This window comes from Paenibacillus sp. GM2 (genome assembly GCF_900069005.2).
In the GTDB taxonomy this organism is placed as follows: domain Bacteria; phylum Bacillota; class Bacilli; order Paenibacillales; family Paenibacillaceae; genus Fontibacillus.
Genome location: NZ_LN831279.1, coordinates 3,351,271 through 3,376,175, shown reverse-complemented (window position 1 = coordinate 3,376,175; position 24,905 = coordinate 3,351,271). Strand labels below are relative to the sequence as shown.

General features: G+C 48.4%; 18 protein-coding genes. 17 read left to right on the top strand and 1 reads right to left on the bottom strand.

Going from position 1 to position 24,905, the window contains the following annotated elements; all coding sequences use genetic code 11:
* The first annotated feature begins 67 nt into the window (after positions 1–67).
* From BN1360_RS24870 to BN1360_RS24785, 17 genes are all read left to right on the top strand, one after another.
* A complete protein-coding gene (locus BN1360_RS24870; protein WP_068782495.1) occupies positions 68–409 on the top strand; it encodes a hypothetical protein in 342 nt (113 codons plus the stop codon).
* The gene (locus BN1360_RS24865; protein ID WP_068782494.1) at positions 361–582 is read left to right on the top strand and encodes a helix-turn-helix domain-containing protein; all 222 of its coding nucleotides are present in this window, start codon (positions 361–363) and stop codon (positions 580–582) included. Before BN1360_RS24870 ends, BN1360_RS24865 begins: the two co-directional genes overlap by 49 nt.
* Before the next feature lie 165 nt (positions 583–747).
* Positions 748–2,343 carry a response regulator transcription factor gene (locus BN1360_RS24860; RefSeq protein WP_068782493.1) on the top strand — a complete coding sequence of 532 codons (1,596 nt, stop codon included), beginning with the start codon at positions 748–750 and terminating at the stop codon, positions 2,341–2,343.
* Positions 2,340–4,121, top strand: coding sequence for a cache domain-containing sensor histidine kinase (locus BN1360_RS24855; protein ID WP_068782492.1), 1,782 nt, complete (start codon positions 2,340–2,342; stop codon positions 4,119–4,121). The genes BN1360_RS24860 and BN1360_RS24855 overlap by 4 nt, the downstream gene beginning before the upstream one ends.
* A 214-nt stretch (positions 4,122–4,335) precedes the next feature.
* Complete coding sequence (locus tag BN1360_RS24850) at positions 4,336–5,631, top strand: ABC transporter substrate-binding protein (RefSeq protein ID WP_068782491.1); 1,296 nt, start codon at positions 4,336–4,338, stop codon at positions 5,629–5,631.
* Positions 5,632–5,725: 94 nt separating this feature from the next.
* On the top strand, positions 5,726–6,622 hold the full coding sequence (locus BN1360_RS24845) for a carbohydrate ABC transporter permease (RefSeq protein WP_068782490.1): 897 nt from the start codon (positions 5,726–5,728) through the stop codon (positions 6,620–6,622).
* Complete coding sequence (locus BN1360_RS24840; protein WP_068782489.1) at positions 6,619–7,443, top strand: carbohydrate ABC transporter permease; 825 nt, start codon at positions 6,619–6,621, stop codon at positions 7,441–7,443. Before BN1360_RS24845 ends, BN1360_RS24840 begins: the two co-directional genes overlap by 4 nt.
* 75 nt (positions 7,444–7,518) lie before the next feature.
* On the top strand, positions 7,519–9,264 hold the full coding sequence (locus tag BN1360_RS24835) for a sensor histidine kinase (RefSeq protein ID WP_068782488.1): 1,746 nt from the start codon (positions 7,519–7,521) through the stop codon (positions 9,262–9,264).
* Between the two features lie 97 nt (positions 9,265–9,361).
* Complete coding sequence (locus BN1360_RS24830; RefSeq protein WP_068782487.1) at positions 9,362–10,945, top strand: response regulator; 1,584 nt, start codon at positions 9,362–9,364, stop codon at positions 10,943–10,945.
* A 161-nt stretch (positions 10,946–11,106) separates the two neighbouring features.
* Positions 11,107–12,069 (top strand): ABC transporter permease, encoded by a 963-nt coding sequence (locus BN1360_RS24825; protein WP_372775899.1) that lies wholly within the window; start codon positions 11,107–11,109, stop codon positions 12,067–12,069.
* A gap of 18 nt (positions 12,070–12,087) precedes the next feature.
* Entirely contained in the window at positions 12,088–13,032 is a 945-nt protein-coding gene (locus tag BN1360_RS24820; protein WP_082790201.1) for a carbohydrate ABC transporter permease, read from the top strand.
* Between the two features lie 75 nt (positions 13,033–13,107).
* A complete protein-coding gene (locus tag BN1360_RS24815) occupies positions 13,108–14,697 on the top strand; it encodes an ABC transporter substrate-binding protein (protein WP_068782486.1) in 1,590 nt (529 codons plus the stop codon).
* Between the two features lie 106 nt (positions 14,698–14,803).
* Positions 14,804–16,876, top strand: a complete 2,073-nt coding sequence (locus BN1360_RS24810; protein WP_068782485.1) for a beta-galactosidase — start codon at positions 14,804–14,806, stop codon at positions 16,874–16,876.
* A 26-nt stretch (positions 16,877–16,902) separates the two neighbouring features.
* Entirely contained in the window at positions 16,903–20,472 is a 3,570-nt protein-coding gene (locus BN1360_RS24805) for a glycosyl hydrolase 53 family protein (protein WP_068782484.1), read from the top strand.
* Between the two features lie 420 nt (positions 20,473–20,892).
* Positions 20,893–21,885: a hypothetical protein gene (locus BN1360_RS24800; RefSeq protein WP_068782483.1), complete on the top strand. Its 993-nt coding sequence runs from the start codon at positions 20,893–20,895 to the stop codon at positions 21,883–21,885.
* Between the two features lie 17 nt (positions 21,886–21,902).
* Complete coding sequence (locus BN1360_RS24795) at positions 21,903–22,163, top strand: helix-turn-helix domain-containing protein (protein ID WP_068782482.1); 261 nt, start codon at positions 21,903–21,905, stop codon at positions 22,161–22,163.
* A 558-nt stretch (positions 22,164–22,721) separates the two neighbouring features.
* Entirely contained in the window at positions 22,722–24,647 is a 1,926-nt protein-coding gene (locus tag BN1360_RS24785) for an endonuclease MutS2 (protein WP_068782481.1), read from the top strand.
* Positions 24,648–24,726: 79 nt separating this feature from the next.
* On the opposite strand, the gene BN1360_RS24780 is transcribed toward BN1360_RS24785, so the two are convergent.
* A complete protein-coding gene (locus BN1360_RS24780; protein ID WP_157259363.1) occupies positions 24,727–24,897 on the bottom strand; it encodes a hypothetical protein in 171 nt (56 codons plus the stop codon).
* Positions 24,898–24,905: the final 8 nt, after the last annotated feature.

Here is a 24,905-nt window from a genome sequence, read left to right as displayed (position 1 = left end):
ATGGTTGTAAGACTACCCTCAAAAATGCCCTATAGGTAGAAGATGAAAGTGGAAGGGGGAGGTAGTTTTGAAAGAACACAAAACCGCTTATGAGCAATATCGCAAAGAAGTGTACAGAATCGCTTGGAGGGTGCAATATCGGGCAAAAGTCGTGAAAAGACGGGAATGTTCATTAGGCGTATACGAGCCAGCCATAACCAATTTTGCTACATCTTCTGATGATAAAATTGTAGTGCAGCAGTTGATCAACGATCTTCCCTCCAGTACTGGAAGGACGATTATTTTCAAGCTCTTTATGCAGGACAAGACGGAAGGAGAAGTAGCCCGTGAGTTAAACATGACTCAGCAAGGGGTGAGCAAATGGAAGCGCAAAATGCTCCAAGAGATGTCCCGGATGATGAGTTCCTGAGTTTGCTGCAGCTAGCGAAGCAGAATGATGAAGAAGCTATTTTGAAATTAATCGATTTATTCAAAGGTGACATTTTGCGAGTAAGCAAGTACATTTACACTTCGGAGGAAGACGCCGTTTCTGATATTATTTTGGAGTTTCTGGAAATGATCAAAGAAGAGAACAAGGAATGAGATAGAATTGATGTGTAATGTAGATGCTGTTCATACGAATCAAGAGTAAGGCCTTCTATTCCACAGTTCAGTGGCGGATGGGGGCCTTTTTTCTATGGGCTGTGGCTGGACGGATGAATAAGCTTTGACCTATAATGAGGACAATTTTTTGAAGGAGAGGTCCAGGTGAGCGAATTGTATAGCGTATTGGTCGTAGATGACGAGCTGCTCGTTCGGCAGGGAATCAAATACATTCTGAACTGGGAGCAGCATGGGTTCCAAATTGTAGGCGAAGCCTCGAACGGCAAAGAGGCTTTGAACCTGATCGAGAAGCTTCAGCCGCAAATCGTGCTGACAGATATTGTGATGCCTGTGATGGATGGAGAAGAGCTGACCCGATTGATCAAGACTAGCTGGCCGGACATTGAAGTCATCGTCCTTAGCAGCTTTAGCGAGTTCGATTATGTCCGGTCCTCGTTTCAGAGCGGGGTGTCTGATTATATCCTGAAGCCGCAGCTTGAGACGGGAGCTCTGCTGGATGTGCTGCACAAAACGGTGAGCAGGCTTCCGTCCCGTTGCAGGAAGGGGACGAAGAAGGGGGAATCTAGCGAAGCTATCAACTTGGTGTTGGAGAAACTTCTCTCTGATTATGAAGTGGAGTTGGATTCTCGGCTGGTAGCGGCTTGGCTGCCGCATCCCTGTTTCTATTTGCTGGGGACACCATCCTGCCTCCAGGCAGAAGCGGAAACAGATTATGTCCGGACGGAGAGCAGCGTACTGGGAAAACTGAAAGCGTTCTTTTGCGAGATGGTGGCGTTTGAGCTTCCTGGGGCAGAGGTTCCGGGGTATCCGGATATGGCTGTATACCTGCTTAATGTTAAGGAAGAAGACCACGAGATGATTCCGGAAAAGTTGAAAATGCTCTACCCTGGTTCCATCTCGGAAACGGGTGAGGTTATTTGGGTGTTAAGCAGGGGATTTGATCAGTTGGATCAGTTAAGGGCTGCATATCGGGACAGTCTGCTTAAGCTGCTGGAATACCGCTTTTTCCTGCCGGTTGACATCGTGCTGATTCATAGTGAGCTTCCAAAGATTCAGAAGCAGGCGGGAAGCTTTCCGCTAAATTCCTTTATGGAGCTGGTCCGCAGACTTCAACTGGAGCAGACATTTGAGGAGCTGCGGCAATATGTGCGCTCACAGGAGCTTGATTATACGGCCGATGTGTTTGAATTCAAGTCATTGATCAGCAACATCATTTTTACTTTGATCCACTTGCTGGGAAGCATGCATTATGAAGTGAAGAAGCTGGATGAGGCGAAATACGCTTATTTCAAGATCATTGATCAAGCCCGGCATTTGGAAGAGCTCGTGAGGCTTCTGGATGAATTCCAGCGTTTGACGCAGCAATGTGTCTATGCGATGGGGGATGGACCTGGAGGCAATCCAAGCATGAAGCTGCTGCTTGACTATATCGAAGAGCATTATGCGGAGCCCGTTACGCTGACGGAGATGGCTAAGCATTTCCACTTCAACCCGTCCTATTTGTCGAGCTTCTTCGCGGCGCATCATCACGAAGGCTTCAAGGAGCATTTGAATCGGGTGCGGATTCATAAAGCCGCAGATTTATTACGATACGGAGATACAGCAATCTCTGAGATCGGCTGCAGAGTCGGATATGGGGACCATAGTTATTTCTGCAAAGTGTTTAAGAGAAATACAGGTATGTCACCGAGTCAATATCGAAGACATTATTTTCAAGCGCAAGGGACAAGGGAAACATGAGGGCGATATTGGAGCGTCTTAAATTTCATGGGTTGTTCATAAAATTATTCGTTGTTATGGTCATTTGCATCATATCGATTGCGGTATCAGTGGTTTGGGTCAATTTACGAATGTCTGAGCAGCTGTTCCTGGATACTTTCAGCATCACCAATTCCAAAGTTATCGATCAAATTCGCAGCAATTTTGAGTCCTTTCATTACTCCATCGTGTTGGCAGCGGGCAATGCGCAGCAGAGCGGGACACTTAAAACCTTTTTGACGGAGAAAGAGTCGGAGCAATCGATCAAGACTTTTTCAGCTTACTATAACATGACCCAGCAGATGAAAAAGATTCAGTCGAACGTCGATGCATATTCTGTTGGTATTGCCATCGTCGGGTCCAATGGAAGGAACTATTCCGGAAATTATAACTTTGCCAAGCCGCTGGCACAGGAGCTGAAGGAAAGTCCCTTGACGTTGAGAGCGGAGGCCGAACCGAAGAAGCTAATGTATCAGCTCTATAAGGACTCCGGCGGTACACTTGGCAACAGGCCGACGATCGTCGCTACGAAGGTGCTCAGAGAGCAGACGACGGGGCAACAATACGGAATGCTCTATATTACGATTGACGAAAATGATTTTAAGCCGTTCTACAGCAGTTTTACGAGCGAGGGCAATGATGTCATGATCATGGATCCCGAAGGAATTGTAATTTCCAGCAACCGATCGGAAATGATCGGACAGCAGAATGCCGAGCTGTTGTCTTTGGCCAGGGAAATTCAGCAGGATGGCCTCGACTTAAAAAAGGTGAGTGTTGGGGGAAAGGACAAGCTTGTATTAGCCGAATACCTGCCTTCTTACGATTTTTATCTGGTGAATATGATCGACCAGAGATATGTGTTAGGCCAGATGGTCAATACCCGGTCGATCATTGTTATATGTCTCTTGATCGTGCTAGCCGCACTTATCGTTGTCTTCCTGATTTCGCGTAAAATGACCCGCTCCCTAACCTTGCTGGCCAGGCAGATGTCCAAGGTGCATCTGAGAAATTTTCATAACTACGTAAATGTATCGGGAAGCTATGAGATCCGCCAGCTTAGTCATGCTTACAATTACATGCTGAATGAAATGAATGATTATGTGAAGCAGTTGGTCAAGACGGAGAAGGAGCAGCGTACAGCCGAGCTCGCTGCTCTTCAACAGCAGATCAACCCGCACTTTCTCTACAATACGCTCGCTTCGGTCAAATTTTTGGTGCAGCAAGGCAGCAAAGAAAAGGCGGAGGCGACGATTCACGCCTTGATCTCCCTTCTGCAGAACACGATAAGCAATGTTAGCGAGACGATATCGGTGGAGCAGGAGCTGGTGAACCTGAAGCATTATGTTTTCATTAATCATGTCCGTTATGGAGAGCGGATCCGGGTCAACTACTATGTTGCACCGGATTGCGAGAGCTGCCATGTACCGAAGTTGATTATTCAGCCCTTTATCGAGAATGCCTTCTTTCATGCGTTTAATGTGAAAGGGGAAGGGGTTATTCGTGTACTTGTCTCCAGGGAGTCGCAGAAGCTGATCTGTGAAGTGCTTGATAACGGAGAGGGAATGGATGTACAGCGGATTTCTGAGGCGAAGTCGAAGCAGCGTCAAGGTTCCAGACAGTTGTTCTCGGGCGTTGGCATCGCCAATGTCCATGATCGAATCCGACTGTTGTATGGGGATGATTACGGGGTAACGATTCAGAGTGAGCTTGGCGAGGGAACAAGGGTACGGATTACGCTGCCGCTCGTGGGAATCCAATAATAAGACCAGAATCCAAAGAAAAGACAATGGATTATAGTTCCAAAATAAAAAGCGCATCTATGGAGGCAAAAAAACAACAAAACGATGCAAAGAAATTGCTAACGATGGTTTAAGGACCGATGCTACGATAAATTCAGAACTTATGGTAAGCGCTTGCAGCGGCAGGTACCGCCATAAGATCAACATGATAAATTATTGAAAAGGGGCTGAAACGATGAGAAAGGCATTGGTTTTAATGATGGCTTGCATGCTGTTATTAACCGCCTGCTCCTCCGGAACCAAAGACAAAGATCAAGTGGCTTCCGGCGGCGGAGGGGAAGCGAAGGAGATTACGATTTGGGCATGGGATCCCGCATTTAATATCGCAGCCTTGAACATTGCGAAGGAAGCCTATAATGCGAAGCATCCGGATGTGAAGGTCAATATCGTTGAATACGCGCAAGCGGACATTATCCAGAAGCTGAATACGGGGTTGAACTCCGGTACGACCAAAGGGCTGCCCAATATCGTGCTAATTGAAGATTACCGGGCTCAAGGTTTCCTGCAGTCTTACCCTGATTCATTTGTGGATTTAAGCGGCAAGATCAAGGCGGAGGATTTCGCTGATTACAAAATTGGGCCAACCAGTTTAAACGGCAAGCAATATGGGGTTCCATTTGATTCGGGTGTCGCCGGTTTATATGTTCGCAAGGACTATGTGGAGCAGGCGGGATACAAGCTGGATGATCTGAAGGATTTGGACTGGGGCCAATATATCGAAATTGGCAAGCAAATAAAAGCGGCTGCCGGCAAAAATATGATATCACTTGACCCGAATGATCTTGGCATTCTGCGCATGATGATTCAGTCTGCAGGCTCATGGTATTTGCAGGGAGACGGGAAAACGCCGGATCTTGGCGGCAATGCCGCGCTGAAGAAAGCGTTGGAGCTGTACAAAGAAATGATGGAGGCCAACATCGTCCAAGTAAATGCGGATTGGAGCCAGTTTATCGCAGCGATTAACCATGGCGATGTAGCGACCGTGCCGACCGGGAACTGGATTACGCCTTCCGTTAAGGCGGAAGCATCCCAATCCGGCAAATGGGCGATTCTGCCGATGCCAAAGCTGCCGGATATGCCGGATTCCGTCCATGCGACGAATCTTGGCGGAAGCTCCTGGTATGTCATGAATGTTCCGGGCTCGGAGACGGCGGCAGACTTCATGGCGGAAACGTTTGGTGCAAATGTGGATATGTATCAAACCTTGCTAACCAAAATCGGAGCGATCGGAACCCTGAAGGCGGCAGCTCAGGGGGAGGCGTATTCACAGCCGGATGAATTTTTCGGCGGCCAGCAGACCGTGAATGATTTTGCAAAATGGACAGGAGAAATTCCCAAAGTGAACTACGGTACCTCGACGTATGCGATTGAAGATATTCTGGTTGTTGAGGTGCAGAATTATTTGAACGGCAAAAATATCGATCAGGTTCTCAGTGACGCCCAATCCCAGGCAGAAGCGCAGATTAAATAAAGCTTATTTCACATGAATAACCCCAGGGCGCGTTAAGTGGGAGCTTGAGGCGTCCCGGGGTTTTATTTTGCAGCAGAAAGGGGCTAAGGCAGTGATGAGAGCGGATAAATCAGGAAATGTCAGCATACGTGCCAGAGTCGGATTCACAGGATGGGGCTTCATTTTGATAGCCGTGTTGATGATTGCTATCTTTTACTTCTATCCGATGATTCAGGCGCTGATCTTATCCTTCAAGAGCGGAACAGGCTCCCGGTTAAGCTTCACAGGCTGGTCCAACTACGAGAGGCTGTTAACAGATAAGATGTTCTTGACAGCGCTCAAGAATACAATGATTTACCTGTTGATTCAGGTTCCAATCATGATTATTCTGGCTTTATTTATATCCGTGCTGCTTAATGACAGCCAGCTTAGATTCAGGGGGTTCTTCCGGACGGCGATCTTCCTGCCATGTGTTACATCGCTGGTTGCCTATTCCGTCGTGTTCAAGTATTTGTTCGGGAATGAGGGACTTGTGAATGCCATACTGATGAAGCTGTCGATCAGTAGCGCGCCGATTGGCTGGATCACCGATCCGTTTTGGGCCAAGATTACGATTATACTGGCGATTACCTGGAGATGGACGGGATACAATATGATCTTCTATTTATCGGCGCTGCAGAATATCGACCCCTCCATCTATGAAGCAGCCCGGATAGACGGAGCTTCGTCTACGAAGCAATTTTTTCGTATTACGATTCCGATGCTGAAGCCAATTATTCTGTTCACATCGATTACTTCTACGATTGGCACGCTGCAGCTATTTGATGAAGTTGTCAATATTACGAAGGGGGGTCCCGGGAACGCGACACTCTCCATCTCGCAGTACATCTATAATCTGTCGTTCAAATATACGGCGGATTTCGGCTATGCGGCAACCGTATCCTATTCTATCGTCATTATCATTATTGTGCTCTCGATCCTTCAATTTAAGGTGGCAGGTGATCAGAAATGAAGAAGCTAAAGCGTATATCCACGTACACCTTTCTAAGTATTGCTGCGTTTGTATCGATATTTCCTTTTTTGTGGATGGTCGTCAGCGCTACGAATAAATCGGTGGATATCACCAAAGGCAGACTGCTCCCCGGCGGCTATTTACTGGAAAATTTCAAGAAACTGCTGGATACGACAGAGCTAGGGACGGCCTTGTGGAATTCAGCGAAAATATCTGTGCTCCTCACCATTTTGGCGATTCTGATCGCCTCCTTGGCAGGTTACGGGTTTGAGATTTTCCGCAGCAAAGTGAAGGATATCGTGTTCAGCATTTTGCTGCTCTCGATGATGATTCCGTTCGCGGCGTTGATGGTGCCGCTATACCGCATGTTCGCCGGGATCTCAAGTGCCGTGCCGGCGATTGGCATGGACACGATGTCTGCCGTGATACTGCCAACAGTGACGACCGCATTTCTTATTTTCTTCTTCCGCCAGAATTCAAAGATGTTCTCGAAGGATTTAATCGAGGCAGGCCGGATCGACGGACTCGGCGAACTAGGCATATTCTTCAAAATTTATATGCCAACGATGAAGACGACCTATGCGGCGGCAGGCATTATCACGTTCATGTCGAGCTGGAACAGCTACCTCTGGCCGCTCATTGTTCTGCAATCACCTCAGCAGAGAACGATCCCGCTGCTTATATCAACCCTCGGATCAGGGTATGCTCCGGATTACGGCTTATCCATGCTGGCGATCGTCATCGCGACCTTGCCGACAGCGCTCGTGTTTTTCCTCATGCAGAAGCATTTTGTGGCAGGTATGATGGGCTCGGTCAAATAAATACTATTTTCTTTTCCTCAAACTCGATATGATTGATTTATAGGACCGTACTGGGGGAGAAGGGAACATTCGGTGATGAAGAAGTATATTCCGTTTACATACAAGATGCTTGTTCCATACTTGCTGCTCGTCTTAATTACCGATGTTGTAATCGGTTACATTTCCTATGCGATGCTGATTCAATCGCGGACGGAAATGGCCGAGACGAATGTTCGCACAGGTATGGAGCAAGCCAGGAACAATATCCGGTACCAGATGGACGAGATTCAGCGGATGTCCGATACGTTGTTTGGCAGCCTGTCATTTCAGCGGGCTCTACAGACGAAGGGCGATCCCTATCAAATCTATCTGATCATGCTTGATGATATCGTGCCGCAGATTACCGCGCCGTTGAAGCTGTTCGGGAATAATATCCGATTGATGGTGTATACGATGAACGAAGATATGTATGTGGTTGCAGGGGATGACCAGGCCTCGCCCATTGCCAACAGCGATTATTACATCCTTCCCTACGAGCAGATTATGAATAGTGATTGGTACCGGAATTTCAAAGATTCGGAACGGGACAATATTTGGCTGCAAATAGATACAGATCAACGTTTGGAAAATATATCGCATATCCGCAGACTGGTATCCTACAGCGGCAAGAATACGGTGATCGGCTATGTCCGCATTACGGCATCATTAAACGATTTGTTCGGCAACTTCGATACCTTCCCGGTAGAGGAGGGGATTACCTTGCGCCTGGTCGATTCTGCATCGGGTGAACAGACGCTGTATCAACGCGGGAATGCAGGGCCCTATGCCGATACCGATTCCTATTTAATTTTGCAGGAGAACATACCCGGCACGGATTTCATGATTGAGACATTGGTTCCGGAATCCTATTTAAGCAAGGACACGGCCAAGCTGCAGCGTTCCATCTTTGCCGTCTGTGCGCTCAGCTTCGTCGGGATGGCCTTGATCGGCTCGATGGTGGCGCGAATTTCCGGGCGAAAGATGGCGCGGATCGTCAGACTGCTGCGCTCGTTTCAGGAGGGGCATTTTCAAAGGCGGATTCGTTTTGCGGGCAATGATGAATTCGTGCATATAGCCGATGCTTTTAATGTAATGGCCGATAATATCGAAGAGCTGATTAATAGTGTGTACGTCCAGGGTATGCAGAAGAAGCAGGCGGAGCTTGAAGCGCTGCAGGCGCAGATCAATCCGCATTTTCTGTATAACACTTTATCGACGATCAGCAGCCTGACCAATTTGGGCGAGACCGGTAAGGTGACCGAGATGGTGCAGGGACTCTCACGATTTTACAGATTGACGCTAAATCAAGGCAAAGTATTTACGGCGCTGGAGAATGAGCTGAAACAGGTCGAGACCTATCTCGATATTCAAAGGGTAAAGTATGCGGACGGATTCCGGGTTTATGTCGATGTGGAACCGGATATTTTATCCGTTCAGGTTATCAAACTGATTTTGCAGCCATTCGTGGAAAATATCTTCAAGCATGCCTGGTTCGGAGAGACGATTGCGATCATCCTTAAGGGGAGAAGGATCGGCGAGTGCATCGAGCTGAAGGTGATCGATAACGGGATTGGGATGAGAGAAGATACGGTGCAAAGATTGCTGCTTCAGCCGAGCCAGACCGAGGGGGACGGTTATGGCGTCAAGAACGTAGATGAGCGAATTAAGCTCAGGTACGGGGAGGATTACGGAATTCACATCGCCAGCCTATACGGGGCAGGAACTACAGTGCAAATCCTGCTCCCTGTGGATGAGGATAATGTTAGGCATGAAATCATTGAAGAAGCTCAGGCAAATCGGTGAAATAGTATATGTTTTCATTGCTCAGCGCCATGTTCAGGCGAAATGAGGTAAGTTATGCTCAAGTCATCAAGTCCGGAAAGCCGAAAGGAGCATGCAAATGGATATTAACGTCTTGCTGGTCGACGATGAAGCGGTGGATTTAGAGTGGATGCGGCGCCGCGTAACCGGAAATGAAATTCCATATCCAATTCATGTATCGGGAACGGCCAACAGCGGATTTAGCGCACTGAAAATGCTGGAGCAGGAACGGATTGATATTATATTGTCCGATATTCGCATGCCGATCATGTCGGGCATGGAATTTGCCAGACGGGCCAGAGAAATAAATCCCGACGTTAAAATTGTATTCATCAGTGGTCATGAGGATTTCGGATATGCCAAAAAAGCAATCGAGCTAAACGCTTCAGGATATTTGCTTAAGCCGGTCGAGGATCTGGAGCTGTATGCGATGCTGGCCAACCTGTGTGAGAGCGTAGAACGTGAACGTGAGGAGCATCGCTCTATTTCGGCAGCCTGGTCGCTGGTTAACGAGGAGTTGCTGCTCCGCTGGCTTAACGATCCGGCGCCAAGCAAGGTAGGAACGCATATCCTGGAGATTTTATCCCCGCTGCTCCGCTTCGGGACAACGGCCGCCCTGATTGAGATTGACGATTTGGAATGGAAGGCCAGCGAAATGGGAGAAGCGGAGAAGCATCATCATATCAATCAGCTGGCCGGGTTCATCCGGTATGATGTAGAGGAGAATATGCTTGGCACGTTCTTTCGCAGTCAACAGACGAAGTTCCTTATTTTGTCGTCCGTACCTGAGCCGGAATTTCCATCATTGTTGGAGAAGCTTATTTCCTCCGTACGGAATTCCTTTCCGTTTACCGTTACAGTGGGGATGGGGAAGTCTGCGCGCGAGGAAGATCAGCTGCGTGAGTCTTATCGTCAGGCGCAAGCCGCGTTAAGCATTAAATGGCTGCTCGGCAAGGACAGGCTGATCTCTTGGGATATCGTGGAATGGGCGCCCGGCGAACACTTCCCCGTTCCTTCGGTAGAGGAAATTCTGGACCGTATGCTGCTGGCTATCATGGACTATGATCTTGTCGCCATCGATGATTGTCTGGGAGAAATTTTTAACGTGCGGATGCCGATCAATCAGAAGAAGGAAGTATATGATCTCATTTTGCGAATGACGACGAAGCTTCATGCCGATCTGCGACAAAGAGGCGAGGATTTATATGAGCTGCTGAAATGGGACTCCTATCAGCCGGTCATATTGTTTCAATTCGAGACGGTCCATGACATTACATCCTGGCTGAGAAAAAGATTCTTCGAGTTATCCGAATTGCTGTATGCCAAAAATCAGCGTCAGAAGCGGAAGCTGATCCAGGAGATCATGACTTATGTCGATCATAACATCGAGAAGAAAATCACATTAAAAGAGGTCGCTGCATTTTTCGATTTTACCCCGAATTATTTGGGATATGTATTCAAGGAAGAGACAGGCACAAACTTTAGCGATTATTTAAATGTGCAGAGGACTCGCCGCATTTGTGAACTGCTATCCGATCCTATGCTGAAAATATATGAAATCGCCGAACGCATGGGCTATAAGAACATCATTTATTTCAATCGGCAATTCAAGCAAACGATGAATATGACGCCGGGGGAATATCGCAAAAGAAATAAAATATGAGAGCTGTTAAGGGTCAAAAACCGAATTCGCGCTTTGCAGCCGGCTTCGGTTTTTTTGTCTTGAAGTTTTACCAATTGCAGCCGGCCCTCTAAGGCTATCGTGGAAAAAGTACTATATTTAGTTGCGGCGCTGAATTTCTGAATAGAAGAAGCCATTCTATAATGATGGCAGAGATAAAGAGAAGGGAGCTGGTTAAGGGGATGAAGAAAAGCCGCGGTTTTTGGAGCGATGTGAAAAAGTATAGAACTTTGCTATTGATGCTGCTGCCTGCCGTATTCTTTTTTCTATTATTCGCCTATATACCGATGGCAGGAATCGTCCTTGCCTTCAAGCAGTTCAATTACAGCGGCGGTATATTCGGAAGTCCTTGGAACGGGCTTAGCAATTTCCGCTTTTTCTTCGATTCAGGGGATGCTTGGCGTGTAACGAGAAATACGGCACTGTACAATGTTGCGTTTATCGTAGTTAATAACTCGCTGCAGATTTTCGCCGCCATTCTATTGTTTGAGGTTGCCGGTAAATGGTTCCGCAAGATTACGCAGACCATTATGTTCCTGCCTTATTTCATTTCATGGGTCGTTGTGGGGGCGATTGCCTATAACTTGTTCAATTATGACGTTGGAATGGTCAATGTTCTGTTGAACAAAATCGGGTTTGAATCTGTCGATATCTATAATACAGCTGCGTATTGGCCGATTATATTAGTCTTTGTAGCCGCCTGGAAGACGCTAGGTTACGGGACGATTATGTATTTGGCGGCCATTACTGGCATCGATACGGAGATGTATGAAGCTGCCGAGATCGATGGGGCCAACATTTTTCAGCGAATCCGCAAAATTACGATCCCAAGCTTGATGCCAACAATTATTATTCTGGTCTTATTGGCGATTGGCAACATTTTCCGTGGAGACTTCGGGATGTTCTACAACATGGTTGGCAACAACGGCCTGTTATTCTCGTCGACGGATGTTATCGATACTTTTGTATTCAGAATGCTGATTACCTCGAATGAAATCGGCATGTCTGCCGCTGCCGGATTCTATCAATCCGTTCTCGGATTTGTTACGATCCTGCTCGCGAACTATGCTGTACGCAAATACGACAAAGACCGTGCTTTGTTCTGATTACGGAGGGGAAAGCTTATGAACGAAATAGTACCGGCGTCCGGAGGAACGGGGCGAAAAATCGATACATCATCGCGCAGAACGAAGCCAAAGGATCGTCTGCTCCTGTCCATCATTGGTTATGTGTCATTAGCCATTTTTGCACTGTTTTGCATCATTCCATTTGTACTGGTCATTTCCTCTTCACTTACGGACGAGAGCACAATTACGAGAGAAGGCTATCAACTATTCCCTGCGGTCTTCTCGACAGAGGCCTACCATCTGCTGTTCAAATATCCGGCGGATATGCTTAAGGCCTATGGCGTGACCATTACGGTGACGGTGCTGGGAACGCTGTTCGGATTGTTTTTAACCTCGATGACCTCCTATGTGCTGGCGCGAAAAGATTTCAAGTGGCGCAATGCCTTTTCCTTCTTTTTCTTCTTTACGACGCTTTTTAGCGGCGGGCTCGTTCCCTGGTACCTGCTTATCGTTAATTACCTGCATCTGAAGGATACACTCCTGGTGCTGATCCTGCCGATGCTGATGAACGTGTTCTATATTATCGTGATGAAGTCGTTCATGGGGGGGATCCCGGAGGCGATCATAGAATCGGCGAAAATAGACGGAAGCGGAGACTTCCAAATCTATACCCGTTTTATTCTTCCGCTGTCCAAGCCGGCTCTGGCAACGATCGGCCTGTTTATTGCGCTGGCTTATTGGAATGATTGGTACAATGCTCTCCTGTTCATCTCCAATTCTGATTTGATGCCGCTGCAATACTATCTCTATCGATTGCTCGGCAATATGGACGGGATGAGGAGAGCGATTATGCAGTCGGGGGCAGTTGTAAATTTCGATTTGCCAACCGAGAGCTTGAAAATGGCGATGACGATCGTCGCTACCGGACCGATTTTGCTCGCTTATCCATTTATTCAACGTTATTTTGTGCAAGGTTTGACGATTGGAGCGGTAAAAGGATGACCACAGGATAACCTGGTTATCGATATAAGTGAAGAGGTTGTTATAAAGTCAAAATAATCGGGGGAGGATTTTGTCATGAAACACAAACAGAAGAGATTTATGTTTTTGCTGGCGATGGTATTTGCTCTATCCACTTGGCTGACAGCTTGCGGAGGCGAAGGGGGGAGTGCCTCAAATCAGGAATCAAACAGCAGCAGTGGCAAGAGCGCTTCTGCCAACAACGCCGCCGTGAACCAGACCGATGACAGTCAGCCTGACCTATCCCAGGAGGTGAAGCTGAAGATGCTTATGATCGGCGGGAAGCCAGCCGATTATGATGAGGTTTTTGGAGAACTGAATCAATTGCTGAAGGAGAAGATCAACGCTACCGTGGAAGCCGAATTTCTCGATTGGGCGGACTGGTCACAGAAATATCCGTTGAAGTTTGCCGCTAACGAGAATTTTGATATCGCTTACACGGCGAACTGGGCGTACTACAACGACCAGGCGCGGAAAGGCGGCTTTGTTGAACTGACGGAAGACTTGTTGCAGAAATATGCGCCGCTGACGTGGGAAGCGATGCCGGAGTTTGCCTGGCAACAGGCAGGAGTAGACGGCAAGCTGTACATGGTGCCGAATAACAATAATGAGGTTACAGATAAGGTCGTGCTAATTCGCGAGGATTTGCGCAAGAAGTATCATCTTGAGCCGGTCAACAGCCCGGAAACTTATAGTGCTTACGTGAAGACGATCGCTGCGGGCGAGCAAGGCATCAGCGGTTTCGGAGCCAAGCCGGCGGACGGCTGGAAATGGCATGAATTGGATCAAATTTTGCTGGAACAGCAAAACAATTGGAATTTGATAGATTACAGCATACCGTTTGCCTATAAGCTGGACGATGAGAAAGGCCAGGTTTTTAATGTGTACGATACGCCTGAATTCTCGCAATTGCTCGCTTATTACAAGGATCTTGCTGTGAACAAAGTCTGGTCGAAGAATATCGTCAGCAACAAAAATGACACATGGCAGGATATGAAGGCAGGCAAAACGGCTTCCTATGCACAGAACCTGGGAACCCTTGCTTTCAATTTGGCAGAGATGCGGCGTGATAAGCCGGAATATGAAGTGGCGATTGTGGATCTTACCCCGGATAAGAAGAAGATCGGCGCGATTTCCACGCAGAACGGAATGGCCGTCCATGCCGGCTCGAAAAACGTGGAGCGTTCCTTGATGCTGATTGACCTGCTGCAAAATGACAAAGAGATTCATGATTTGACGATGTACGGTATTGCCGGCAAGCATTACGAGCCGTCGGGCGACGACAAGTATACTCCGGGTCCAAGCTCGGAGAGCTACACAGGGTTCTCCAATTGGGGCTGGAACTCGCTTCTGAACAGAAAGGATGCTTCCTATCCGGTAGAGGCTGACCAAATACTGGAGGGCTGGATGGATAAAGTCTATCATTTTCCGCTGGAAACCTTCGTATTTGACGATACCCATGTTAAGAACGAGGTTGCTAACGTAGGCAATGTGATGCTGCGTTATGCGATTCCACTGGAGTATGGCTTGATCGATGACCTCGACAAGGGGCAGGCCGAATTGATCAAGCAGCTGGAGGCTGCGGGGATCGATACCATTCGGCAGGAGCTGCAAAGTCAAATTGACGCTTTTCTGGCAAATCAATAGCCCGCGTTTCGATTTCATTTACGGGTTTGCTATGACAAGTAGGGGACGCCCGTCCCCTACTTTGTTCCAAATAACGACATGATTGGATTAGAGGAGGAAGCTGGAAATGAACTACAAGCATTCGCCAATCAGCAGCAAGCTGCCGGTCTTCATGTACGGCGCTGATTATAATCCGGATCAGTGGCTGCATGATCCTGGCGTGTTGGATGAAGATATTCGGCTGATGAAGCTGGCCCACTGCAATGTCATGTCCGTGGGGATATTCTCCTGGGTGGCCCTGGAGCCGGAGGAAGGGAAATTTACGTTTGAATGGCTTGACCGCCTCCTGGATCGGGTAGTCGAGAATGGCATATATGTATGGCTTGCTACGCCTAGTGGTGCGCGCCCGGCCTGGATGTCGGAGAAATATCCGGAAGTGCTGCGCGTGGAAGCGAACCGTCGCCGCAATTTGCACGGTCACCGGCATAATCACTGCTATTCTTCCCCGGTATACCGGGAGAAGGTCAGAATCATGAATAGCAAACTTGCCGAGCGGTACACCCATCACCCGGCTGTTATCGGTTGGCATGTATCGAACGAATACGGCGGCGAATGCCACTGCGATTATTGCCAGGAAGCATTTCGGACCTGGCTGAGGAACAAATACGGGACGCTGGACGCGCTGAATTATGCGTGGTGGACCGCCTTCTGGAGCCATACGTATACATCCTGGTCACAGATTGAATCGCCGGCCCCCCATGGAGAGACGATGGTGCATGGTCACCATCTGGATTGGCGCCGCTTCGTATCTCACCAGACCATTGACTTCTATAAGCACGAGATCGCGCCGCTGAAGCAGGCCAATCCAGACTTGCCGTGCACTGCCAATATGATGGATCTATTCTACGGGCTGGATTATCGCGAGTTCGCCGAAGCGGTGGATGTTATTTCCTGGGATGCGTATCCGACCTGGCATGAAGCAGATTCGGAGGCGAGGATCGCTGTCTGGTTCTCGTTCAACCATGACTTATTCCGCACGCTGAAGCATAGGCCGTTCATGCTGATGGAGAGCACGCCAAGTCAGACGAACTGGCAGCCGGTGAGCAAACTGAAGCGTCCCGGAATGCACCGCCTTTCTTCCTTGCAGGCCGTTGCCCATGGCTCAGATACGGTGCAATATTTCCAATGGCGGAAAAGCCGGGGCTCCAGCGAGAAATTCCATGGCGCAGTAGTAGATCATGTCGGGCATGAACATACGCGGGTGTTTCAGGATGTTGCCGCTCTAGGCAAGACGCTATCGCAAATGAGCGGGATTATCGGCACTCAGGTTCCAGCCGAAGCCGCGATATGGTTTGATTGGGATAATCGTTGGGCCATACATGATGCGCAGGGGCCGCGCAATAGCGGAATCCATTATGAAGAGACAGTGATGCAGCATTATCACTCCCTCTGGGAGCTGGGCGTTCCTACCGATATCATTGGATCAAAGGATGATCTTGCCAGATATAAGCTGATCGTAGTTCCGATGGCTTATCTGCTGCGGGAAGAGACGGGCAAGCGGATGGAACAGTATGTAGAGCGCGGCGGAACGCTGGTGGTCACGTATTGGACAGGAATCGTTGATGAGCATGATCTCTGTTATCTGAATGGCTTCCCGGGACCGCTGCGCAACACGCTTGGCATTTGGGCGGAAGAAATCGACGGGCTGCACGAGCAGGATCGTAATGCGTTGATAATGTCCTCCGGTAACGTCTTGGGGCTGGAAGGCAAATATGAAATTCACGAGCTATGTGAGATCATTCACGCCGAGGGAGCTGAGGTATTGGCTACTTACGAGGATGACTTCTATGCCGGAGGCCCGGCATTGACCATAAATCGGCTAGGCGCAGGCCAAGCTTATTATCTTGCGGCCAGAGTCAGCGAGCAGCGATTCTACGACTCGCTGTACAGGAAGCTTGTAGACGAGGCCGGCGTGAAACGGGCAATCGACACCGTCTTGCCGGATGGAGTAACGGCACAGCTTCGTACTGATGGCGAGCAGGATTATGTATTCCTGCTTAATTTCTCCGGCCAAGAGGTAGAGGTTTGTCTGGATGCTGCCGTGTATATGGATATTGAAAGCGGAGAGCCGGCTCCCAGTTCCTTTGTATTGCCTAAGCATGGATCCGTGATACTCAGGCGAGAGCATCATTCATTCTAGTAGAGTTGTGAGGTGAAAGGTACGAAATGAAAAAGTCAGGACTCATGCTTCTGGTATTTCTATTGACATTTTCACACTTAAGTTTCGCGAATGCGCCGAGGTCTGCGGCAGCGGATTTGCCGCTGGCATCTTCGCCAGGCAAGCTGCAGAATCCCGGCTTTGAGAGCGGGGATTTAAGCGGTTGGAAGGTGACACAGACCGTGACGGAGATTACGTATGCAGTCAATTCCTTGTCGCCGCATTCAGGCTCCTATTCCTTTAATTACTGGAGTGATAACGGGCCGACCTGGTTCAAGCTGTCTCAGTCGGTCGACGGTCTGGAAGACGGGATTTACGAGCTGCGGGCCTGGGCGTCCGGAGGTGGAGGAGAGACCAGACTGAAGTTTTATGCAGAGACCGCAGATAACGATCCAACGGGGCTAAGTACCGATATCGTCAACACCGGATGGGAGCAATGGGCGCAGTATTGGGTACATGACATTGAAGTGACTGATGGCAAGGTGACGATTGGCTTTGAGGTGTTTGGGCCTGCTGGGACCTGGGGATATTTTGACGATGTTGAGTTGGTGAAGATCGAGGAGGAAGCGTATGATCCGGCCGAGTTCATCAAAGGCGTTGATATTTCCACGCTACAAGCCTTGGAAGATCAGGGGGCTGCATTTTACGACAACGGCGCAAAGAAGGACCTGCTCACGATCCTGAAGGATCACGGCGTGAACTATGTCCGCTTGCGGCTGTGGAATGATCCGGCAGAGGCGGACGGCTACAACGATAAGCCGCATACCCTGGCGATGGCTCAGCGGGTTAAAGCGGCCGGGATGAAGCTGTTGCTGGACTTCCATTATTCCGACTTCTGGGCCGATCCGGGCCAGCAGGTGAAGCCGAAGGCATGGAAGGAGCTTGATTTTAGCGGTTTGAAGCAGGCGGTTTATTCATATACGCATGAAGTGTTATCAGAGCTGGCCGCGCTTGATGCCTATCCGGATATGATCCAGATCGGCAATGAAATCAACAGCGGCATACTCCATCCTGACGGATCGACCAGCAACTTCGATCGATTGGCGGAACTGCTGCAGCAGGGCAGCCAAGCCGTTCGCGACACGGTGCCGCAGGATCACGAAGTGAAAATTATGCTTCATCTCGCCGAAGGGGGAAGCAACGGCAAGTTTCGCAGCTTTTTCGATCAGATTCAGCGGCGGGGTGTCGATTACGATGTCATCGGATTATCCTATTACCCGTATTGGCATGGTACCTTCCAGGATCTGAAGAGCAATATGAATGATCTGATCGCCCGTTATGGCAAGGAAGTCGTCGTGGCTGAGACCGCTTATCCCTATACTTACGAAGATGCCGATGAATATGGCAATATTGCGGGCGAGAATGAAACGAGAATCGCCGGTTTCCCGGCATCCGTTGCAAATCAGAAGCTGGTGACAGAGACGGTCATGAATACGGTCGCCCATGTTGATGGCCATAGAGGCCTCGGCGTCTTCTATTGGGAACCAGCCTGGCTGCCTGGTGTAGGCTGGAAGTCGGGCGAAGGGAACGCCTGGGAGAATCAAGCGATATTCGACTTTGACGGCAATGCTCTGCCATCGCTTGATGCATTTCAATTTATCCCGGGCAGCATTGCTGACAAATTGCCACTCCTTGTGTATCCATCGCAAGCCATCACGATTCCAAAAGGCGGTGTACCATCTTTGCCGACTGCGGCGAGCGTCTTGTTCAATGAAGGCTCGATTCACTCCGTACCGGTGGCATGGGATGAAATGGAGGGTGAACAATGGACTACGCCTGGTAAATTTACGTTGTATGGAACGGTGGAAGGGATATCCCAAAAGGCTTCGATTGAAATCACCGTGCTGGCTCAAGCGAACGAGATCAGAAATCCGGGCTTTGAAGTCGGCGACTTATCGGAATGGACACTTACCGGGACCGGTGATGTTGGTAAGGTCGAGCATAATGCAGCCAATGCGCATTCCGGCAACTATGCATTTAATTATTGGTATGGTGAACCGTATAAATATCAATTAACCCAGGACATTACGGGCCTGGAGAATGGAATTTATACGCTGAAGGCGTGGGCTTCCGGTGGCGGCGGAGATACGGTGCTTAAGCTGTTCGCGAAGCAGGGCGAGGAAGTGCTCAGTACCGATATGGTAAATACCGGATGGAATGTATGGAAGCCCTATCAGGTTGAGAACATCAAGATTATGAACGGACGGATCACGGTGGGCTTTGAGGTGGAGGCACCAGGGGAAGTATGGGGGTATTTGGACGATATGGAGCTCATCCGAACTGCCGATATTCCGGAATTGCCAACGAATCCGGAGCAACCGGGTACCTCAGGCAATCCGGGTACGCCAGCGGAAAGCCCATCCTCGGCGGAATCTGCTGGTTCAGCAAGCAATGATGGTCAGAAGCCGGGCAGTGCGGCCAGCCTCTCCATTACTTCGGATCAGTTGAAGAAGACGGAGGAAGGCTCGTACTTTGTGATGATCCCGACCGATATACATGAAGTAACTTTGTCGTATGGTATCCTCCGGTTGCTCGGATCAGATCCGCTTGAATTAAAGAATGGAGCTGTTTCATTGCTTATTCCTGCAGAGGTATTGCTCGCATTGCTTGACCTGGATACTGATGCGGCTAATACTGCTGCGATAACGGTACGGATTAATCCGGTCAACCTGACGGATGTTGAAGCCATGATGCAGTCAGCGAATGTCGATACCTCTACAACTATTCACGTTCTGACGTTAGGTTATGATGTGGATTTGATGTTGACGACTTCCGAGGGTGTGGTGAAACGCTTGTTTCAGTTCCCGACCCCGCTTAAGCTCCGTCTCCTGCTTGACCTGGAAACGAATAGACATATTGCGGGAATTTTCAAGGTGGCGAATGGAAGTTATACGTACACCGGCGGTAAATGGTCGGACGAAATGATTGCGGCAAACCTTTATCACCCTGGCACATATACAGCTTTGCAGGTAGCGAAGACATTTGCAGATGTCTCTCCTGACTATTGGGCACAGCAAATCATCGCCGAGCTCGCAGCCAAACAGCTGATCGAAGGCGACGGCAAAGGATCATTTAACCCGACCCGTTCGATCAGTCGCTCGGAATTCACCGCCTTGCTTGTACGCGCTTTGTCGATTAAATACGACGTCACTGCAATCGCAATGCAGCATGGGTCGTGGATGGCTGGAACAGGAACTGAAGCAGGTGTGGTCTCGGGGAGGTTTGCAGATGTTCCGGCCGAGGCCTGGTATGCTGAAGCGATAGAGATCGCTTACCAATATGGAATTGTGAACGGCAAAGGAAACGGGCACTTCGATCCGCAAACCGCGATCACTCGTGAGGAAATGGCAGTGATGCTGATGAAGGCGTATGCTCTATTTGGCGAACTTGTACCTCAGCAAGCCATGATTTATCCATTTGCTGATCGGAATGAGGTTGCCGGTTGGGCGGCTGAATCCGTTGTCTCTGCTGTGTCGCTCGGATTACTCCAGGGCAGAGAGCGGAATCAATTTGCGCCTCGCGCCGATCTGACCCGAGCGGAAGCAGCACGAGTCGTATATCGCTTGCTGCAGTTCTAGTTCCTTTTGCACAATGTCGGATTGTTTAACAAGAATTGCTCCGATTTAGGGCGACTGCTCCTTCTGACGTGAGACCCATCAAAACATCTTCAAGATTTGCTATGTCGTAAGATATAGAGAATCCTGGAGGTGTTTTTGTTTTGGCAACCGGAGTAAGAACAGTATGTATTTTGACTCTATCTTGCAAACGGGCACTAGCCCCCCTGTGGTCAGGGGAGTTTTTTGAATGCTGGCGGGTCCAACTTGGGAGATGACCCATTCGTAAAGCGATTGTCGTGTTTCTCTTGACAAAGCAAGAAAATGACATATAGTAAGTAGTAAGTGATAAGTAGTAAGTAATAAATGAGTTTTCAACGGATTCCTCGCATTAGGCAGACATCAGAATAAGCCAAGAAAATGATGATCAGAGGAGGATTTTAAATGACAAATCTAAAATTGGGACAAAGTTTTTCGATTATAGCGTTAAACGCACAGAGAAGTCTTGAGATGACTACTGCGAAGAAGGTGGCTCTTCGTTGCATGGCTGCGGCGGTTATTCTAGAAATTTACTTAGACGGCGGATTCACACAGACAGGGAAGCAATTCGTTCTGAATAAAGCTATGCTTGAGCAATCGCAGACGATACCTTATCGCGAAGTCATTTTAACATCCATCGTGCGCAAAAATGCGCAGACCACGGGCGAGCTGAGTTGGTGGCTGAAGAAGGCTGCCAGGATCCCGGAAAGAAAATTGAGACAGTTAGAACACGCCATCTCGGATTCTCTGAAAGAGATGAACCTGCTTGAGGAGATTTCTCATATTTTGGGGTGCGATCTCTATTTTCATTCCGCAGGTGTGGATATTAAAGAATATCGCAGCGATATCCAAGCATACTCAACGATTACAGAGAGCGCCCGGGCGGAGCTGCTGGAAGAGGGCCTGGTCACAGATGAGACGATTTGTTTAGTATGGCTTCTTCGCGAAAGCGGCTGTATGCTTGATTTCTTCTCGCGGAGCGAACTGGTCGGTATAAGTGCCGGAATGTATAAGCTATATCAAAATGAACCGCTGGCCAAAGTATTATTCCCGATCCGCATCCATAGCGGCATTGAATTAATCATCAAGAAGCTTTTGCGCATGAAGACAGGGGTAGTCAGGACACAGGTGGGCAGCGGCATGAATTTCCTTTTTCCAATGCTGGAGCGTTCACAGGCCATATTCATTGACACTGAGCAAATGCTGCCTAATGCAGTGAAAAGGTTGCATGATGTGAGGGTGCGGCTGGAATCCAAGGGCCACACGGTTACGGTGCTGCATAAGGGGCAGATTCCGACCCTTAAGGTGGATAATATTGTTTACGAAGCGATCCCACATGCCATCTACGGAAGAGTGCCGATCCATGGGGTGCGTCTAATTCCGAAACCGTTATTTTAAAAAGGAGTCAAATAATCATGTCCAGACAACGTTCCATGGAGACGATACTAGCCTCTGAATATGTGTCTATAGGTGAATTAGTGCGTCTTACAGATTCGCGCTATAGTACGCTGAAATTTTATACCGAAGAGGGGATGCTTCCTTTTGAGCAGGCAGAGGAAAATTTGACCCGAAGATACAAAAGGGAGGCAACGGTCGCTCGTATATTGCGGATTAAAGAACTGAAGTCCAGCGGATTATCCATCCCCCAAATAAAAGAAGCACTCAGTATGGAATGAGGATACCGCCCCTTGGGTATTAAAAGAACTGATGCAGTCCACACGGGCTACCGCCGCTTTACACGGATACCAGATTGTTATATGATAATTCCATCATTAGATTTCAATAAATATCTTTTGAACAATATGAGGTGCTTTATGAGTGTGTTAGGTTCTAAATAGTCGTAATTGAATAAATAAACATTACGATATAGGCACGGACGATGGATGGACGTGTGAAATTTCCCTATATTGTAGGTTTATTTGTTTTACCTATGAAGAACCCTACAATACGTCATGAGGCTTGGATGGATCTCTATTCATATATCGGAGATTTCCGGAACAAATATGCCTAGAACATGAATGTAAAGCTGTGGGATTCCTACAGCTTTTTTTGCTGTCTATTTATAGGGTGCCTGTTCAAAAAAGGCCGCCAGGTTGCTATCTTTGAACCAAGCTTGATCAGGTTTGCTTAGCCACAGCGGATCTTTTTGAACAGCCTCTCGGGCAGCTTTATTGAAATCTATTGGGGTAGGGTTTCTTCTTGTCATGATTCATTTACGTGAGGAGAATAAACCGATGAATATAAGTACGTTTGATAAATTACAGTACAACGAACTGAAAGAAATCGTAAAAAGCTTTTGTGTGAGCGGATTAGGAAAGCAGTTTATTGATAAATTGCAACCGAGCTCAAACCTGAGCGTTGTGAAAACCCGGTTGAACGAGACAACTGAGGCCCGGGCGATTCTCGATACGGAAAGTCACGTCCCGTTAGTGGGCATATCCAATATCCAGAACTTTATGGATAAGCTTGAGAAGGGGATGATCCTGGATCCTTCTGAGCTCGTAGCCATCGCTGATTTCCTGCGCGGCTGCCGCAAAATGAAAAGCTTTATGCAGGAGAGGGAGCTTCTGGCGCCGAAAATTAGCGCTTATGCCTATTCCATGACCGAGTTCGCACCTATTGAGGAGCGGATTCAGGCAAGTATCAAGGGAAATCAGGTAGATTCAGCAGCCAGCAAAGAGCTGAAGCGGATTCGCAAACATATTGATATAGCGGAAGCGAAGATTGAAGAGCAGCTTCAGCGCTTTTTGAAAAACAGTGCAAATAAGGAATATATCCAGGAGTTTTTTGTAAGCAAAAAGAATGACCGATTTACGATTCCGATCAAAGCTGCATATAAAAACCATGTGCCGGGAGCGATTGTGGAGGTGTCTTCGAAGGGGGCTACGGTATTTATCGAACCGATCTCCGTATCGAAATATAATGCGGAATTAGCGAGTTTGAAAGCCGAAGAGGCGATGGAGGAATATCAGATTCTTGCAGACTTGTCTAATCTGATATTCGATCATGCGCAGAGCATGAATATCAATATTGAGTTAATCAGTCAGTACGATATGATCTTTGCCAAGGGCAAATTCAGTCGCAGCCTCGATGGCATAGAGCCTCTCATCAACGATCATGGCTATATAAGGCTGGTGTCATGCCGACATCCTTTGCTTACCGGCAAGGTGGTGCCGCTTGACTTTGAGATCGGCGATGCCTATCGAAGTCTCGTAATTACGGGACCCAATGCCGGCGGGAAAACCGTGGTGCTGAAAACGGTTGGACTCAATACTCTGGCCACGATGTCAGGCTTTCATATTGCGGCTGCGCCGGGAACTGAGGTTGCGTTGTTCCGCCATGTTTTTGTAGATATTGGGGATAATCAAAGTCTTGAGAACGCGCTCAGCACCTTTTCATCCCATATGAAAAATATATCGGAGATTATGTATGCGGCAGATCGTCATACCTTACTGCTATTTGATGAAATCGGCAGCGGCACCGAGCCGAATGAAGGGGCAGCGCTAGCGATTGCCATTCTGGAGGAGTTCTACCATATGGGCTGTATCACGGTGGCAACTACGCATTATGGCGAGATCAAGCAATACTCGGAAATGCACAGTGACTTTATGAATGCGGCGATGGAGTTTGATCAGGAGACATTGGAGCCTCAATATAGGCTGATGATTGGTCAATCGGGCGAAAGCAACGCGCTGTGGATTTCACGGAAAATGAAGCTGAAGGAGCATGTGCTGGAGCGAGCCAAAAGCTATATGCAGCGAAAGGAATATCGCATGGACCGCCTTCAAAGCAGCAAGGTTGGCAAGCCGAAGAATATCGATATCGCTGCGGAAGCGGAAATTCCCGTCTATGCTATGGGCGATAAGGTTAAGCTGCTGGATCGGAATGAGAGTGCTATCGTGTATCGTGGACTTGACTCCCTCAACAACCTGATCGTATTTGTTCAGGGGAAGATGCTGGAAGTTCATTATAAGCGTGTATCGCTGGAGCTGCAAGCAAGTGAACTGTATCCGGAGGGATACGATCTGAACACGCTCTTCACGAGCTATCAGGAACGAAAATTTCAGCATGATATGCAGCGCGGCTCGAAGAAGGCGCTCCGGAAAGTGCAGAAGGAGATGCGAAATCAGCGTCGACAAAATGCTGAAGAGCAGGATTGATGCTTACGGAGCCCGGATTTTAACAAACAACCCAGCCCGGATAGGAACTCTATCGTTGGCTGGGTTGTTTGTTAATCAATTACAAGCGTCCTGCTGCCTTTACTTTCACAAGCAGGGCATTACCTGGCAGATACGCGATCGGAATGTCCTCGGACAATACAATCTGCACCGTAGCGCGATTTGCCCCGGCAAGGACCGCTTGGTCTATAGCATGGCTGCGCGCATCCTCCATCGCTTGGTCGTAAGTCATCTCGTCCA

Bases quoted from the DNA above. Each gene is read 5' to 3' on its own strand.
- BN1360_RS24865 (WP_068782494.1), top strand. From the start codon at position 361: ATGGAAGCGCAAAATGCTCCAAGAGATGTCCCGGATGATGAGTTCCTG.
- BN1360_RS24855 (WP_068782492.1), top strand. From the start codon at position 2,340: ATGAGGGCGATATTGGAGCGTCTTAAATTTCATGGGTTGTTCATAAAA.
- BN1360_RS24850 (WP_068782491.1), top strand. From the start codon at position 4,336: ATGAGAAAGGCATTGGTTTTAATGATGGCTTGCATGCTGTTATTAACC.
- BN1360_RS24845 (WP_068782490.1), top strand. From the start codon at position 5,726: ATGAGAGCGGATAAATCAGGAAATGTCAGCATACGTGCCAGAGTCGGA.
- BN1360_RS24840 (WP_068782489.1), top strand. From the start codon at position 6,619: ATGAAGAAGCTAAAGCGTATATCCACGTACACCTTTCTAAGTATTGCT.
- BN1360_RS24835 (WP_068782488.1), top strand. From the start codon at position 7,519: ATGAAGAAGTATATTCCGTTTACATACAAGATGCTTGTTCCATACTTG.
- BN1360_RS24830 (WP_068782487.1), top strand. From the start codon at position 9,362: ATGGATATTAACGTCTTGCTGGTCGACGATGAAGCGGTGGATTTAGAG.
- BN1360_RS24825 (WP_372775899.1), top strand. From the start codon at position 11,107: ATGATGGCAGAGATAAAGAGAAGGGAGCTGGTTAAGGGGATGAAGAAA.
- BN1360_RS24820 (WP_082790201.1), top strand. From the start codon at position 12,088: ATGAACGAAATAGTACCGGCGTCCGGAGGAACGGGGCGAAAAATCGAT.
- BN1360_RS24815 (WP_068782486.1), top strand. From the start codon at position 13,108: ATGAAACACAAACAGAAGAGATTTATGTTTTTGCTGGCGATGGTATTT.
- BN1360_RS24810 (WP_068782485.1), top strand. From the start codon at position 14,804: ATGAACTACAAGCATTCGCCAATCAGCAGCAAGCTGCCGGTCTTCATG.
- BN1360_RS24805 (WP_068782484.1), top strand. From the start codon at position 16,903: ATGAAAAAGTCAGGACTCATGCTTCTGGTATTTCTATTGACATTTTCA.
- BN1360_RS24800 (WP_068782483.1), top strand. From the start codon at position 20,893: ATGACAAATCTAAAATTGGGACAAAGTTTTTCGATTATAGCGTTAAAC.
- BN1360_RS24795 (WP_068782482.1), top strand. From the start codon at position 21,903: ATGTCCAGACAACGTTCCATGGAGACGATACTAGCCTCTGAATATGTG.
- BN1360_RS24785 (WP_068782481.1), top strand. From the start codon at position 22,722: ATGAATATAAGTACGTTTGATAAATTACAGTACAACGAACTGAAAGAA.
- BN1360_RS24780 (WP_157259363.1), bottom strand. From the start codon at position 24,897: ATGACTTACGACCAAGCGATGGAGGATGCGCGCAGCCATGCTATAGAC.